General features: G+C 38.4%; 11 protein-coding genes and 1 pseudogene. All 12 read left to right on the top strand.

All coding sequences use genetic code 11. The features are described from left to right. Positions 1-3 precede the first annotated feature (3 nt). The 12 genes and pseudogenes from AB3U99_RS19560 (at position 4) to AB3U99_RS19505 (ending at position 14,636) form a co-directional block, all read left to right on the top strand. Positions 4-1,536 (top strand): glutathione ABC transporter substrate-binding protein, encoded by a 1,533-nt coding sequence (locus AB3U99_RS19560; RefSeq protein WP_400243344.1) that lies wholly within the window; start codon positions 4-6, stop codon positions 1,534-1,536. 8 nt (positions 1,537-1,544) lie between these two features. Beyond that, on the top strand, positions 1,545-2,555 hold the full coding sequence (locus AB3U99_RS19555) for an ABC transporter ATP-binding protein (protein WP_400243342.1): 1,011 nt from the start codon (positions 1,545-1,547) through the stop codon (positions 2,553-2,555). After that, entirely contained in the window at positions 2,524-3,516 is a 993-nt protein-coding gene (locus tag AB3U99_RS19550; protein WP_400243340.1) for an ABC transporter ATP-binding protein, read from the top strand. The genes AB3U99_RS19555 and AB3U99_RS19550 overlap by 32 nt, the downstream gene beginning before the upstream one ends. A 1-nt stretch (position 3,517) precedes the next feature. Then, positions 3,518-5,128, top strand: a complete 1,611-nt coding sequence (locus tag AB3U99_RS19545) for a gamma-glutamyltransferase family protein (protein ID WP_400243339.1) — start codon at positions 3,518-3,520, stop codon at positions 5,126-5,128. Positions 5,129-5,152: 24 nt separating this feature from the next. Continuing rightward, the gene (locus tag AB3U99_RS19540; protein WP_400243337.1) at positions 5,153-5,716 is read left to right on the top strand and encodes a chromate transporter; all 564 of its coding nucleotides are present in this window, start codon (positions 5,153-5,155) and stop codon (positions 5,714-5,716) included. Beyond that, on the top strand, positions 5,713-6,243 hold the full coding sequence (locus AB3U99_RS19535; RefSeq protein ID WP_400243336.1) for a chromate transporter: 531 nt from the start codon (positions 5,713-5,715) through the stop codon (positions 6,241-6,243). The genes AB3U99_RS19540 and AB3U99_RS19535 overlap by 4 nt, the downstream gene beginning before the upstream one ends. 19 nt (positions 6,244-6,262) lie before the next feature. Then, positions 6,263-7,099 carry a DUF1028 domain-containing protein gene (locus tag AB3U99_RS19530; RefSeq protein WP_400243334.1) on the top strand — a complete coding sequence of 279 codons (837 nt, stop codon included), beginning with the start codon at positions 6,263-6,265 and terminating at the stop codon, positions 7,097-7,099. Between the two features lie 1,027 nt (positions 7,100-8,126). Next, the gene (locus AB3U99_RS19525; RefSeq protein ID WP_400243333.1) at positions 8,127-8,813 is read left to right on the top strand and encodes a GntR family transcriptional regulator; all 687 of its coding nucleotides are present in this window, start codon (positions 8,127-8,129) and stop codon (positions 8,811-8,813) included. A gap of 78 nt (positions 8,814-8,891) precedes the next feature. After that, positions 8,892-10,970, top strand: coding sequence for an alpha-glucuronidase family glycosyl hydrolase (locus AB3U99_RS19520; RefSeq protein WP_400243331.1), 2,079 nt, complete (start codon positions 8,892-8,894; stop codon positions 10,968-10,970). Positions 10,971-11,503: 533 nt separating this feature from the next. Further along, the gene (locus tag AB3U99_RS19515; protein WP_400243329.1) at positions 11,504-12,658 is read left to right on the top strand and encodes a Gfo/Idh/MocA family protein; all 1,155 of its coding nucleotides are present in this window, start codon (positions 11,504-11,506) and stop codon (positions 12,656-12,658) included. 19 nt (positions 12,659-12,677) lie between these two features. Continuing rightward, positions 12,678-12,845, top strand: a pseudogene (locus AB3U99_RS19510) (gfo/Idh/MocA family oxidoreductase); the annotation flags it as partial. An 840-nt stretch (positions 12,846-13,685) separates the two neighbouring features. Beyond that, a complete protein-coding gene (locus AB3U99_RS19505; protein WP_400243328.1) occupies positions 13,686-14,636 on the top strand; it encodes a Gfo/Idh/MocA family protein in 951 nt (316 codons plus the stop codon). Positions 14,637-15,106 lie beyond the last annotated feature (470 nt).

The raw sequence follows: 15,106 nt of genomic DNA, 5'->3' as shown, positions 1-15,106 counted from the left end.
GTTATGAAAAAGATTATTTTTGCCATGATGGCATTATTGCTGCTAGTTGCAGCAGGTTGTTCGAATAGTTCTAGTGGAGGATCAAGCTCAGATGGGGGAAGTGTAGCACAGGAAATAACGTACGCGACAACTTCTGATGTGGTAGGATTATCCCCAATTTTAACCAATGATTCCGTTTCTTCTTCCGTCAATGAGCAAGTGTATGAAACATTGTTTACACGTAATTCAGAAACAATGGAAATCGAACCACTTTTAGCAGAATCCTATGAAAATCCAGATGAATTAACATGGATAATCAAGTTAAAAGAAGGAATTAAGTTCCAAGATGGGACAGACTTTAATGCAGAAGCAGTAAAGTATACCTTTGATAAATTCCGTGATCCAGCAACTGCAGCCCCACGTGCTTCACTGCTTGAACCAATTGAATCGATCAATGTACAAGATGAATATACAGTAGAGATTAAAACTAAGTATGCATACGGTGCATTACTTGCAGCACTTTCTCATTCTAATGCTGCTATTGTTAGTCCAGAAGCTGATCAAAATGGAGATCTAATGAAAAATCCTGTCGGTACTGGTCCATTTAAATTTGTAAGCTGGACACCAGGTGAATCAGTTGTATTGGAAAAATATCCAGATTATTGGCAAGGTGAGGCAAAACTAGACAAAATTACTTTTAAAGTAGTACCTGAAGTAACAACTGCAATTTCAATGCTACAAGCAGGAGATGTTCAATTTATTGATGGAATTCCAACCGAGCAATTATCTCGTGTAGAAGGTCTTAAAAATGTAGAAGTACAGAAAAAAGAAGGTACACCTGTTTATTGGTACGGATTTAATATGGAAAAGGAACCGATGAACAATCTTGAATTCCGTCAAGCAGTAGCATATGCATTAAATCGAGATGCTTATGTTAAACAACTTAATGGCTTAGGGGTAGCTGGTAATAGCATTATCGGACCAAAAGTATTCGGCTATGATGAAGCAAGCAATGATGCTGGCTATGATTTTAACTTAGAAAAAGCAAAAGAATTAGTTGAGAAAAATGGCTTTGGCGACAAAGAGTATACATTACTTGTGGCAAACAGAGCGAACTATATGAAAATGGCAGAAATCAGCCAATCTCAATTACAAGAGGCAGGCTTCAAAATCAAAATTGAAACAATGGAGTGGGGGGCATTCTTAGATGCAAGTCGTAATGGCGACTATGAAATGAACTTCTTAAGCTGGTCTAACTCAACAGCTGATGGAAGTGAATTACTATATCCTAATTTCCATTCCGATAATGTTGGCTCTTCTAATATGGTGAGATACAGCAATGAAACGTTTGATAAATTAGTAGAAGAAAGTCGTGAAAGTGTAGACCAAGATGAGCGTAAAGCAAAACTGAAAGAAGCAAATGAGTTTCTTGTAAAAGACGCACCAGCCATTGTTATGAATCATGGAGTAGTAACACTAGCATACGATAAATCCGTTAAAGGATTAGACATTGATCCAACAGGAACTTGGTCACTATATAAAGTTTACAGAGAGTAGGGATTAATATGGAAAAGAAGCTATTATCTGTAAAAGACTTACGGACAAATTTTCGTACAGCTGATGGAGATCTATCAGCTGTACGAGGAATTTCTTTTGATTTAGATAAGGGAGAAACATTATGCATTGTCGGAGAATCCGGTTGTGGGAAAAGTATTACCTCCCTTTCTCTCATGGGGCTTCTTCCGAGTAATGGTTATATTAATAAAGAGTCTTCGATTGATTTTAATGGAACAGATCTATCCAAGCTCTCTAAAGAACAACTGCGTTCTATTAGAGGACGAGATATTTCAATGATTTTCCAGGAGCCAATGACTGCTTTAAATCCAGTTTTAACAATAGGATATCAACTTAGAGAACCGCTGATGCTTCATCAACAATTATCAAAGCAAAAGGCTCATACTAAAGGAATAGAACTTTTAAAACAGGTAGGAATTCCATACCCTGAAAAAAGAATGAAGCAATATCCACATGAATTAAGTGGTGGAATGAGACAACGTGTCATGATTGCGATTGCGTTATCATGCCGTCCACAATTATTGATTGCAGATGAACCAACCACTGCTTTAGATGTAACGATTCAGGCACAAATATTAGATTTGATGGACGATTTAAAGAACCAGCTCGGCATGGGAGTGATTATGGTTACCCACGATATGGGAGTAGTAGCTGAAATTGCTGATCGAGTAATGGTTATGTACGCTGGGGAGAAGGTAGAAGAAGGCGATGTGGAGAGCATATTTACGAATCCGCAGCATCCGTATACAAGAGGTCTTCTCCATTCTGTACCAAATATTGATGATCCGTCCTTTGAACTGGAAGCAATCCCAGGTTCATTGCCTAATTTAAATGAAGAAATCAGTGGATGTCGTTTTCATCCGCGCTGTCCATTTGCTACAGATAGATGCAAAGCAGAATCACCCAAGGAATATGAGGTTCATTCCGCTCATCGCGTAAAATGCTGGTTGCAGGAGGAGGTGGAAATACATGCAGACGATCGAGAAACAATCCCTTCTTAAATTAGAAGGGGTTAAAAAGTACTTTCCTATTAAAGGCGGTTTGTTACAAAGGGTTCAAGGTCATGTGAAAGCTGTCGAGAATGTTAGTTTAGAAGTTTTTGAAGGAGAAAGTGTTGGAGTAGTAGGTGAATCTGGGTGTGGAAAATCCACGCTCGGCCGAACCGTCCTTGGTTTAGAGGAAATAACCGATGGAAAGGTGTATTTCCAAAGCCAAGATACACAGGAGCTTTCCAGTAAAGAAAGAAAAGCGATTAAAAAAGATATGCAGATGATTTTCCAGGATCCTTATGCTTCACTAAATCCTCGTCAAAAAATTGGCAATGCATTAGAAGAAGCATTTGTTATTCACACGAATCTATCAAAAGAAGAAAGAAAGCGAAGAGTAATAGAGCTTTTACAAGAAGTAGGGCTAAAGGAAGAACATTATGATCGCTATCCCCATGAATTTAGTGGTGGACAGCGTCAGCGTATCGGGATTGCTCGTGCGATTGCCCTTAATCCTTCCCTTATTATTTGTGATGAAGCAGTATCTGCTTTAGATGTATCGGTTCAGGCACAGGTTTTAAAATTAATGAAGGGCTTAAAAGATAAGTATCAATTAACCTATTTATTTATCTCCCATGATTTAGGTGTAGTTCGCTATTTCTGCGATCGAGTATTGGTTATGTACTTAGGGAATACGATGGAGCTAGCTTCCTCGGAAAAATTATATGAAAATCCACTTCATCCTTATACAAAAGCGTTGTTATCTTCGATTCCACGCCCTAAAATTGGTGCAAAGGGTGAACGCATTCGCTTACAGGGGGAGATTCCGAATCCTGCGAACCCGCCCTCTGGCTGTCCATTCCACACACGCTGTCCGATTGCAACTGACTTATGTAAACAATCGAAACCAGAGTGGAAAGAAGCAGAGCCGAATCATTTTGTCGCCTGTCATTATGTCGGAAAGGAATTGAATTAATATGAAATTAGATTACTTATATAATCCTTATCCATCTCAGCGCAATACTGTTTTCGCCAAGAAAGGAATGGTAGCTACTTCTCAGCCTTTAGCGGCTCAAGCTGGACTGGAGATTTTGCAAAAGGGGGGAAATGCCATTGATGCAGCGATTGCTACAGCAGCGGCATTAACGGTAGTAGAACCCACTTCTAATGGAATCGGTGGAGATGCGTTTGCTCTTGTATGGGTAAAAGACAAACTTCATGGATTAAACGCAAGTGGTCCTGCACCAAGCTCTATTTCCATTGATGAATTAAAAGAGAAAGGCTTGGAGAAGATGCCAACCCATGGTGTCATCCCAGTTACTGTACCAGGAGTTCCATCTGCTTGGGCAGCTCTTTCTGCGAAATTTGGGAAATTACCATTAAAAGAAACATTGGCACCCGCTATTCGTCTTGCAGAAGAGGGGTATCCAATTAGTCCGATTTTAGGAAAGTATTGGAACCTTGCGTATAATCGTTTTAAAGAGATTTTTCAAGGAGAAGAGTATAAGCCTTGGTTTGATACATTTGCACCAAAGGGAAAAGCACCAGAAATTGGTGAGATTTGGTCTTCAGAAGGCCATGCAGCTACTTTGCGCTCGATTGCAGAAACGAATGCAGAAAGCTTTTACCGTGGAGATTTGGCAGACAAAATAACTCAGTTTATGGAGGAGCATGGAGGATATCTTCGTAAAGAGGATTTAGCTCGCTTTTATCCAGAATGGGTAGACCCAATTTCTGTTTCTTATAAAGGTTATGATGTTTGGGAAATTCCACCAAACGGGCAAGGCTTAGTGGCGTTAATGGCACTAAATATTGCAAAAGGCTTTGATTTAACCGAGAAGGATTCTGTTGATACATACCATAAACATATAGAAGCAATGAAACTTGCCTTTACAGATGGGAAAGCCTTTATTACGGAAGAAAAAGAGATGCCTCATACGGTGAGCGAGTTATTAAGTGAAGAATATGCGGCGTTAAGAAGAGAAAAAATTGGAGAGGATGCGATCACTCCTGAACCTTTATCCCCTCCAAAGGGCGGAACGGTTTACTTAGCAGCAGCAGATGAAGAAGGAAATATGATTTCGTATATCCAAAGTAACTATATGGGCTTTGGTTCAGGGATTGTTATTCCAGGAACAGGGATTGGTCTGCAAAATCGTGGGCATGATTTCTCACTAGATCCAACCCATCCCAATGCATTAAAACCGGGAAAACGAACGTATCATACAATTATTCCTGGATTCCTTACAAAAGATAATAAACCAGTCGGTCCTTTTGGGGTAATGGGTGGTTATATGCAGCCACAAGGACATTTCCAGGTAGTGACAAATACAATAGATTTCCACTTGAACCCACAAGCAGCTTTAGATGCACCGAGATGGCAGTGGATGGAAGGCAAGAAAATTTTAGTAGAGCCTCATTTTCCAAACTATCTCGCTCAAGCACTGGCAAGACGAGGGCATGAGATTCAAACGGCTACAGACTACGGTCATTTCGGCAGAGGACAAATTATCTGGCGAGACGAAGAAACAGGTGCATTAATTGGAGGAACTGAATCAAGAACAGATGGAGCGATTGCATCCTGGTAAGACTTCAGAAAGGTTGTTGATTTTATGACACATTGGCATCTATTTCTTGCTTTTTTCCGAGTAGGGATATTAGGATATGGCGGCGGTCCATCATCTATCCCTCTTGTGAAAAAAGAAGTAGTGGATAAATATAAATGGATGACAGATGATGAGTTTTCCGATGTTTTAGCATTAGGAAATGCTTTACCTGGTCCGATTGCTACAAAAATGGCAGGCTACATTGGCTGGCAAGTAAAGGGAGTCTTTGGGATGATAAACGCCATTATTGCGACTGTTGTTCCTACTATTCTATTAATGATTGTTCTCCTAACCTTCTTAAATTCCTTCAAGGATAAGCCTTGGGTATTAGGAATGACAAAGGCAGTAGTTCCAGTAGTTGGTGTGATGCTAGGGGTATTGACGGTGGACTTTCTAAAGAAAGTAAATACTAGCTTTGGCGTGAAGCTAACGATTGGGTTAGTGGTAGCAAGTATCATTCTTTTAGTTCTTCTGAATATCCATCCTGCGATTGTGATTGGCGTCGTCATTGTCGTTTCACTTCTTAGTAAGAAGGAGAAGCAGGAAGTAAAAGAGGTGAAGGCTTCGTGATTTATTGGCACATCTTTTGGGCATTTTTTCTACCTGGAATTCTTGGCTATGGAGGCGGCCCAGCTTCGATTCCTTTAGTGGAAAAAGAAGTGGTCGATCGGTATGAATGGGTAACAGAAAATGAATTTAGTGAAATGCTGGCAATGGGAAATGCATTGCCTGGACCAATTGCGACAAAAATGGCAGGCTATATCGGATTTCAAGAGGGTGGAGTACTTGGCGCAATCATTGGTATATTTGCAACAGTTGCCCCATCCTTAATTTTAATGATTGTCCTATTACGTTTGTTAATGAAATTTAAAGATTCTCCTAAAGTGAATTTACTGACAAACTTAGTTAGACCAGTGATTGCTGTTTTACTGGCAATGATGACGATAAGTTTTTTCCAGAATTCTTATAATGGAATCGGAATCCTGCAGACAGCATTCATTGGCATCATAAGTTTACTTTTATTAGAAAAAGTAAAAGTTCATCCTGCTTATGTGATAGCAGGTTCTCTTGTGTATGGGGCAATTTTCTTAGCTTAAAGAATAAGGAGGCAAGAATATGACATTTTCTATTGTCGGGTATGATCCTCAGGAAAAAGAATGGGGCATTGCTGTCCAATCGAAATTTCTTGGCGTTGGAGCAGTTGTTCCGTGGGCAAAGGCAGGAGTTGGAGCCGTTGCAACCCAGTCTAATGCAAATACGTCCTTTGGTCCAGAAGGCTTACGCTTAATGGAAGAGGGGAAATCAGCAGAAGAAGCCTTGCATGCGTTATTAGATAAGGACCTAGGACGAGAACAAAGACAAGTTGGCTTTATTGATGCTAACGGCAATGCAGCAACTTTCACAGGGAAAGAATGCTATAACTGGGCTGGAGGAGTAACAGGGACTCATTTTGCAGCACAGGGAAATATTCTAGTGGACGAAAATACGGTAAAAGCGATGGCTGACACTTTTCAAAAATCAGCAGGAAGCCTGGCTGAACGATTACTTGCCGCATTGCAAGCAGGACAGAATGCGGGCGGCGATAGTAGAGGGCAGCAATCAGCAGCTCTGCTTGTTGTAAAGGATAGAGGTGGATATGGCGGCTTTAATGATCGCTATATTGATTTGCGTGTAGAAGATCATGAAGAGCCAATAAAAGAACTGGACCGCATCTATCAATTACAGCAACTATATTTCGCTCCATCAAAGCCAGAGAATATTATTTCAATTGAAGGAAGTACGTTAGAAGAATTAACGACTCACCTACAAAGATTGGGCTATCTAAACGAAACAATCACTGAAATACCCGAAGCACTTACAACCTATATCCATACCGAGAACTTTGAAGAAAGAGAACAAAAAGAAGGCTTGATTGATTTAGAAGTACTCGAGTATATGAAAAAACAAAAATAATTTGTTTAAGAAACTTCCTATTTACGAACTAAGTAATTTGGTGGAACAAGTTGTTCTAAAGTAATCATTTCTAATTGATCTCTTGTATGGAATAATGTTTGGAAAGCATGATCACACATTAAAAAAACTATCTACCAATATTTAAGGTTTAGGCTTTAGCCGAGAACCCTCGTGACTTCAGTCGTGAGTTGTTGACGGTATTAGAATTCTAGATTAACTTGGTAAAAGAATGTTGAAATCAAAATTCCCGTTAGAAGGCAATAAAAAACTGTAAACAAGCCTCAAAATTCAAGGAGTTTGTCTACATTCTGAAGAGGCTGGGACAAAACTAAATAGCCAACCTGTAGAGACGAACAATCCTTAATTTAGTTCTTAAATAAAGGCTACTTTTTCATGCTAGTTATTTATGATTTTAAATATAGTCAGTGTAAAAACTAATTCGTTTTTAAAGATTGTTTTTCTATAAACTATTATGGAAATAGAAAAAATTAATTAATTGGAAAGACGGAGCAACCTGAATACACGTAGACTCCTATGGGAGCTGCGAGAAAGTCCGAGACCCCGCAGGAACTTAAGTGACGAAGCGGCTCGGCGCTCGCCCCATGGAAAGCGAAGTGTATTCAGCCTGCGGATAATAACACCATCTTTACTGAAACAGCCTTTTATAAACCAATATAAACCCGAACGATTATATGGAACTATCGTATGGTTGTTCGGGTTTATCTATGGCTGGAATACTTATGTCCCAGCCTCTTTTTTATGGAGGATTTCTTTATAACTAAATTTTGACTCTGCAATCACCTGGTAGGTAGTAAAGTAGACATATTAATTTACTCGACGGCCTCCCTTAGATGACAATTAATCCTGTATTCAAGTTCCGAAATATTCCTATTATCCCGCATTCGCAAAAGTTAAATAATCCGAAATAAACAATTAATCAAATAAAAAGGATTGAAATTCCAGATGAGAACTTCTATAATGAAAGTGCGTACTACCATACTAGTGTAATTAGAATGCCAAGAAAAAGGTGAGCATAATAGTTTCGATTAGAAAAAGGGAAAATATTTCCACACGAGATTTTGTTTATGAAACATTAAAAAATAGAATAACAGAATTAGAGTTAAAACCTGGGCTTAAGATTTCTGAACAAGAAATCGCAAGTGAGTTAAACGTAAGTCGCACTCCGGTAAGAGAAGCTTTCTTAAAGCTTTCCCAAGAAGATTTGCTTGGAATATATCCGCAAATTGGTACGATTGTTTCCTTGATTGATTTAGATCTTGTGGAAGAAGCAAGATTTATTCGAGAAAATATGGAGAAAGCAGTTGTGAAAGAAGCTTGTCAGGTTTTTGAACAAGAGCAGTTATTTAAATTGGAATCCAATATTGCCATGCAGGAATTATGTTTAAAAAATGAATCCTACCAACAATTATTGGAATTAGATGATCAGTTTCATCGTTTATTATTTGAGGGATGTAATAAACTTAGAACCTGGAAGATGATTAGACAAATGAACAGCCACTTTGATCGGTTGCGTGTTCTTCGATTAGAATCAAATCTGGAATGGGATATGCTTGTTTCTCAGCATAAAGATATCTTTCAGTTTATCAAGGAAAAGAAAGCAAACGATGCAGAAAAATTAATAGGGATACATTTAAACTTAGTTAACTTTGAGAAAAAGGAACTAAAGAATACGTATCCTGATTATTTTAGTTAAAATTAGTAGGATCTTATCATAGCTTTTTCACAGAATTTTAATCAAGCTTTATAGGTTAATTATAGGAGGATTAAGCAAATGGAAAAAATGATGGATATAGAAAATCAACGATTCGTAACCAATAGTTATCACTGTTGGTTGCAGTATCGTAAAATCGAAAATGCTAATCAATACAGCGACATCCCCTCTTCTATTGGAGTGGCAGGAAATACAGCAATTATTGATTCCGCTGCGAGAGAACTCCAGTATGCACTTAAATCCATGCTAGATGTTGATTCAACTGTTCAACCGTATACTTCAAATGAAAGCTCTATTGTTTTGGGTACATATGAAAGCGTTAACTTAAATAATTATGGAATTTCACCAAAATTATTTGATGACTTAAATGAGGAAGGCTATTTATTAAAAACAACCGAAGATAATAGACAGGTGCTATTAATTGGAAAAACGGATAGAGGAGCCTTATATGCGGCTTTCCACTTCCTCAGAATTTTACAACAAGAAGAGTCTCTTTTGGGCTTAGAAATAGTGGAAGCCCCAAAAAATCAGTTGAGAATGATGAATCAATGGGATAACATGAACGGATCGATTGAACGTGGTTATTCTGGAAAATCCATCTTTTTTAATGGTAACGATTTCAGTAAGGATGTAACAAGGATAAAAGATTATGCTCGTCTCTTATCATCTGTAGGTGTCAATGCTATTTCAATTAATAATGTAAATGTGTGGGATGTAGAAACGAAATTGCTTACAGAGGAGTTTTTACCTAAAGTAAAAGAAGTGGCAAATATTTTAAGGTCTTATGGGATTACTACCTATTTAAGTATAAACTATGCTAGCCCAATAGAATTAGGGAATCTGCCAACTGCTGATCCACTTGATAAAGAAGTAGGAAAATGGTGGGCGAGAAAGGCAGAAGAAATTTATAGCTATATCCCTGATTTCGGTGGTTTCGTGGTGAAAGCAGACTCAGAGGGTAGACCTGGACCATTCACATATGGCAGAGGCCATGTCGAGGGGGCCAATGTTTTAGCACGAGCATTACAGCCTTTTAATGGAAAAGTAGTATGGCGTTGCTTTGTTTACAATTGCTTGCAGGATTGGCGTGATAGAAAAACAGATCGGGCAAGAGCAGCCTACGACAATTTTAAGCCACTTGATGGACGATTCCTTGATAATGTCATTTTACAAATTAAAAATGGGCCAATGGATTTCCAAGTACGTGAACCAATATCTCCACTAGTAGGCGCAATGAAAGAAACGAATCAGGTAGTGGAATTTCAAATTGCACAGGAATATACCGGTCAACAGAAAGATGTTTGCTATTTAGTACCACAATGGAAAGAGGTGCTAGATTTTGATACCTATTCTGATGGAGAAGGATCGACCGTGAAATCAATAGTAGATGGTTCACGCTATAACTATAGCCATAGCGGTATTGCTGCTGTATCCAATATTGGCAATGATATAAATTGGACTGGAAATACATTAGCACAGGCCAATCTTTATGGATTTGGCAGATTAACCTGGAACCCTGACTTATCGACAGAAACGATCACAAATGAATGGATTCAATTCACCTTTGGTAGTGATCCGACGGTTGCTGGCGCAGTTGAAGATATTCTGCTCCAATCATGGAGAACATATGAAAATTATACGGCACCACTTGGCGTTGGCTGGATGGTTAATCCAGACCATCATTATGGTCCAAATGTTGAAGGATATGAGTACTCAAAATGGGGAACGTATCACTTTGCAGATCGTGATGGGATTGGTGTAGATCGGACAATAGAAACGGGAACTGGCTATGCGGGACAATACTTTGGATCAAATGCAGAACGATACAACTCATTAGAAGATTGTCCAGATGAACTGCTTCTATTTTTCCATCATGTACCATACTCACATAAACTTCATTCCGGAGTAACAGTCATCCAGCATATTTATAATACACATTTTCAAGGTGTAGAAGAAGTGGAGACGTTTATTAAGAGCTGGAATGAATTAGAAGGAAAAGTAGAGAATTGGGTATTTGAAAATGTGAAAGAACGTTTACAGTTACAGTTAGAAAATGCTAAAGAATGGCGTGATCGCATTAATACGTATTTCTATAGAAAATCAGGAATCGCAGACGAAAAAAATAGAACGATATATTAATTAGTACCTCATTTATCCCGCATTATGGCCAGTAAAGTAGCCTTTCCACTTCAAAAGAAATCCAGGTGGCGGGGCAGAACGGAGCTGCGCGTAAACGACCGATTGGTTCAACTGTCAATTAGTGGGGCTTTTAAAAAACTCCACTGATTGAAGTTGTTTTATGGAAGAAGGTAAATCATGAGATATAGGATTTAGCCTGAAAAACTCAATCATCAAAAGAACCTATCCTTTTAGAATAAAACCTATTCATTTATAGTCATTATTAAACAAATACATTTCAGTAAATTCATCATTGTCCACACAAATGCAAGAAAGGGAAAACAGAACCTTTCAAAATAGAATAATAAATTTTAGGAATAAATCAGACTAGATTTCCTTAAAACCTCTCATTGTACAACAACAGGGTCAGTCGTTATTTAAGATATAGTGTAAGCGTTTTATAATCTCGAAGAATAGTACTTATTTTCTATGATAAGAAATTTCTAAATAACCTATAAGAAGAATAAATATATAAAGGAAAGGTAGAGGGTTTTGTGTTAAAAGTAGCTATTATCGGTGCAGGAGCAATTTCATCCGCTCATATTGAAGCATATTTGCAATTTCCAGATCGGTGCCAAATTGTTGCGTTATGTGATATTTATCCGGAGAAGGCAGAAAAGAAGGTGACAGAATATAAGCTTGATGCAGCTGTTTATGATGACCATACAAAAATGCTAGAACGAGGAGATATTGATTTAGTATCTGTTTGTACTCCACCTTATACACACTCAGAAATTACGATAAATTTTCTAGATTCCGGTAAGAATGTATTAGTTGAAAAACCGATGGCATCTTCACTAGAGGAATGTGATGCCATGAATGCAGCTGCTGAAAGTAATAATAAAATGCTTTCTGTCATTTCACAAAATCGTTTTCGTACCCCAATGATGAAGTTGAAAAGTGTGCTAGATACTAAACTTATGGGACCTATTGTCCATACCCAGGTTGATTCCTTCTGGTGGCGTGGGCACAGCTATTATGATTTATGGTGGCGGGGTACTTGGGAAAAAGAAGGTGGCGGCTGTACACTAAATCACGCTGTGCACCATATTGATATTTTCAAATGGATGAACGGGATGCCATCCGAAGTTACTGCATTAATGAGTAATGCTTCTCATGAAAATGCAGAGGTAGAGGATATTTCTGTCGCTATTTGCCGATATAATGATGGAAGCCTTGCTCAAATAACTAGCTCTGTCATTCATCACGGGGAGGAACAACAATTAATTTTTCAAGGGAAAAATGCTAGAGTTTCCGTGCCATGGAAGGTGAAGGCTTCTAAATCGAAGGGAAATGGATTCCCAGAAGAGGATCCAGAGTTGGAAGAAAAAATTCAGCACTATTATGATGAATTGGAAGAAGTACAGTATGAGGGGCATACTGGTCAAATTGATGATGTATTAACTGCGTTGGAACATGGAATCCCTGTTTTAATTGATGGGAAACAAGGAAGACAGACATTGGAATTGATTTCTGCTATCTATGAATCTGCAAGCACAGGTAAAACAATTAAACTTCCATTAACGAAGGATAGCCTATTTTACACAATGGAAGGCACACAAAAAAATGCCATCCATTTTTATGAAAAGAAAACAGCGATAGAAAACTTTGAAGATAATGACATTACCGTAGGCGGAAAATACGAATAATTAAAAGGAGGAGAAAGTGTTGAATAAAAATGATGGCATGAATTATGCTCCAAAAGGAAAAGTAAGCAAAGTAGTGGAAGAAGGGGAATTCAGATTTGCAGCGATTGGCTTAGATCATGGGCATATTTATGGAATGTGTAATGGTCTGGTAGAAGCAGGAGGAACTTTAGTTTCCGTTTATGACCCAGGTGTGACACGTTTCTAACGGAAAAGGTTAGGCATTAGGGAGTATTTAGTACCCTCTAAGAGAACTAATTTCTCGATAGGCGGAATGAGGAGGTAACGCTCTGAAACGCTTACTCTGATACTCCGACATGCTTATTCTAGGGTTAAATAGAATGGTGTGAAGCTCGGTGAAGTCGGCAGAGAGATACCGTAAGTTGATAAAGTGAAAATTTTTCACAGTCAATCACGAAAGCTGTCTAGTGGTAGACGGTGTATCCCATATGCCGGGAGTCCATAAAGTATCTATGGTTAGAATGTGTAGCATACACTGACGAATCTCCGAATGTACGGTTCTAGACATAAATGCTGTAGAAATGCAGCAGGTGGCAAGTACGTCACTCGTATGTGTGGGTAAGTAAAAATCTGGCGTTATGAAAACCCATAGCTTGTTACAGGCAAGTTCAAGCATACAGGACCATAGGAGAAACCTAAGGATATATGGAAGGATAGAGAAATTGGAACGTGGAAATCGAAGGATGTGGAGGTATTAACCAGCCGAAGAAGCAGTTCAGTATATAAAGGGAATTAACCTATTAAAACTGATTAACCGTTCGAGAGAGTGGAGTCACAGTACTTATGAAACCAAGATAATAATTGGTGGAGGGATAGACTCTAGTCGAAAATTTCAAAAGCTGAATATAATAGTCGTCATTTAAATAGGACTAATAAATTATTACTAAAAAAACAATTTCCTGAGCAGTAGTCCTTATGCATATACATACATGTTAATCCGTCTATTGATTCGTTTTGGAATTTTTCGATGGAACGCCGTGTGAGGTGAAAGTCTCATGCACGGTGTGAAGTGGGGGAAAGGCTAGCGATAGTATCAAAGGCTTACCTATCACTATACCCTGAAAAAGTAAAGAAGTTTATGGAAGCGTATCCCAATGTTAGTGCAGCAGCATCGGAAGAAGAAATTCTTCAAGATGCAACGATTGATCTAGTAGCAAGTGCAAATATCCCAGTGCAGCGTGGTCCGTTAGGATTACGTGTATTAGATGCAGGAAAGCACTATTTTGTTGATAAACCTGCTTTTACAGCGTTAGAGCAAATTGAACAAGCAAAGCAAAAAGTGGAAGAGACTGGTCTTAAATGGGGAATTTATTATAGTGAGCGGTTGCATGTGGAAAGTGCCGTTTTTGCTGGGCAGTTAATTGAAGAAGGAGCGATTGGCCGAGTAATATCTGTGATGGGAACAGGACCCCATCGTGCAAATGCAAACAGCAGACCTGAATGGTTTTTTGACCCAGAGCAATATGGCGGGATTCTTACGGATATCGGAAGTCATCAAATTGAGCAATTTTTACATTATACTAATGCTAAAAGTGCAAAAGTTCTCCATAGTAAGGTTGCCAACTATAATTTTAAGCAATACCCAGCGTTTCAGGATTATGGGGATGCGACGTTGGTTGCAGATAATGGTGCTACTTTCTATTTCCGTGTCGATTGGTTTACTCCAGATGGGCTAGGAACTTGGGGAGATGGACGTGTTACGATCCTCGGAACAGAAGGGTATATTGAAGTCCGTAAATACATTGACATTGCTCGCAGCAACGAAGGCAACCATTTGTATTTAGTGAATGGAGAAGGGGAGACGCATTTTCAATTAACGGGAAAAGTAGGCTACCCATTCTTCGGAGAATTCATTTTAGACTGCTTAAATGGAACAGAAAATGCCATGACCCAGGAACATGCATTTACTGCTGCCGCTCTCTGTGTCGAAGCACAGGAAAAAGCGATAAAAATTGAATAAGCCTAGCCTATATTATGGGTTCATATATAAACGTTAAGTAGAAGGCTAATAAAAGACTTATCCATTCATTAATAAATAATGAAAAACGAGTCATACAGGAGAAGGTTGCAAATAGAAACTTCCTATTAAATATAGGGAGTTTTTTTGCTGAACTTGATAGAATGAAGGCTTCTGTCAAGGTATAAGTTGTCACGCTATTGTGGAAATGGTAAGATGTATAGATGATACTAGTTTGAATTTAAGGGGAAATGGGTATTTAGCAATCATTTTTCTTCTATAATATATAGTATACAATTTAGTATAAGTATACGTTTAAAGATAACTGGTCTTAAAAATTGATTTTTATGGATGGAATCCTGTAAATGTTAACAAAGAAGACAATTATTTTTCATCTTTTTTTAATGAAAAAGAGATAGTCTTCCCAATATCTACTGCGATTTCTCATTACAATAGAAAAAGGAGCGTTTTTT

This window comes from Niallia tiangongensis (assembly GCF_044704065.1).
In the GTDB taxonomy this organism is placed as follows: Bacteria; Bacillota; Bacilli; order Bacillales; family Cytobacillaceae; genus Niallia; species Niallia tiangongensis.
Note: the sequence above shows the minus strand (reverse complement) of the source record. Positions and strands in the feature narration are given on the sequence as shown.

Coding starts and splice junctions, on each gene's coding strand:
- AB3U99_RS19560 (WP_400243344.1), top strand. CDS start 4: ATGAAAAAGATTATTTTTGCCATGATGGCATTATTGCTGCTAGTTGCA.
- AB3U99_RS19520 (WP_400243331.1), top strand. CDS start 8,892: ATGGAAAAAATGATGGATATAGAAAATCAACGATTCGTAACCAATAGT.
- AB3U99_RS19550 (WP_400243340.1), top strand. CDS start 2,524: ATGCAGACGATCGAGAAACAATCCCTTCTTAAATTAGAAGGGGTTAAA.
- AB3U99_RS19555 (WP_400243342.1), top strand. CDS start 1,545: ATGGAAAAGAAGCTATTATCTGTAAAAGACTTACGGACAAATTTTCGT.
- AB3U99_RS19530 (WP_400243334.1), top strand. CDS start 6,263: ATGACATTTTCTATTGTCGGGTATGATCCTCAGGAAAAAGAATGGGGC.
- AB3U99_RS19545 (WP_400243339.1), top strand. CDS start 3,518: ATGAAATTAGATTACTTATATAATCCTTATCCATCTCAGCGCAATACT.
- AB3U99_RS19540 (WP_400243337.1), top strand. CDS start 5,153: ATGACACATTGGCATCTATTTCTTGCTTTTTTCCGAGTAGGGATATTA.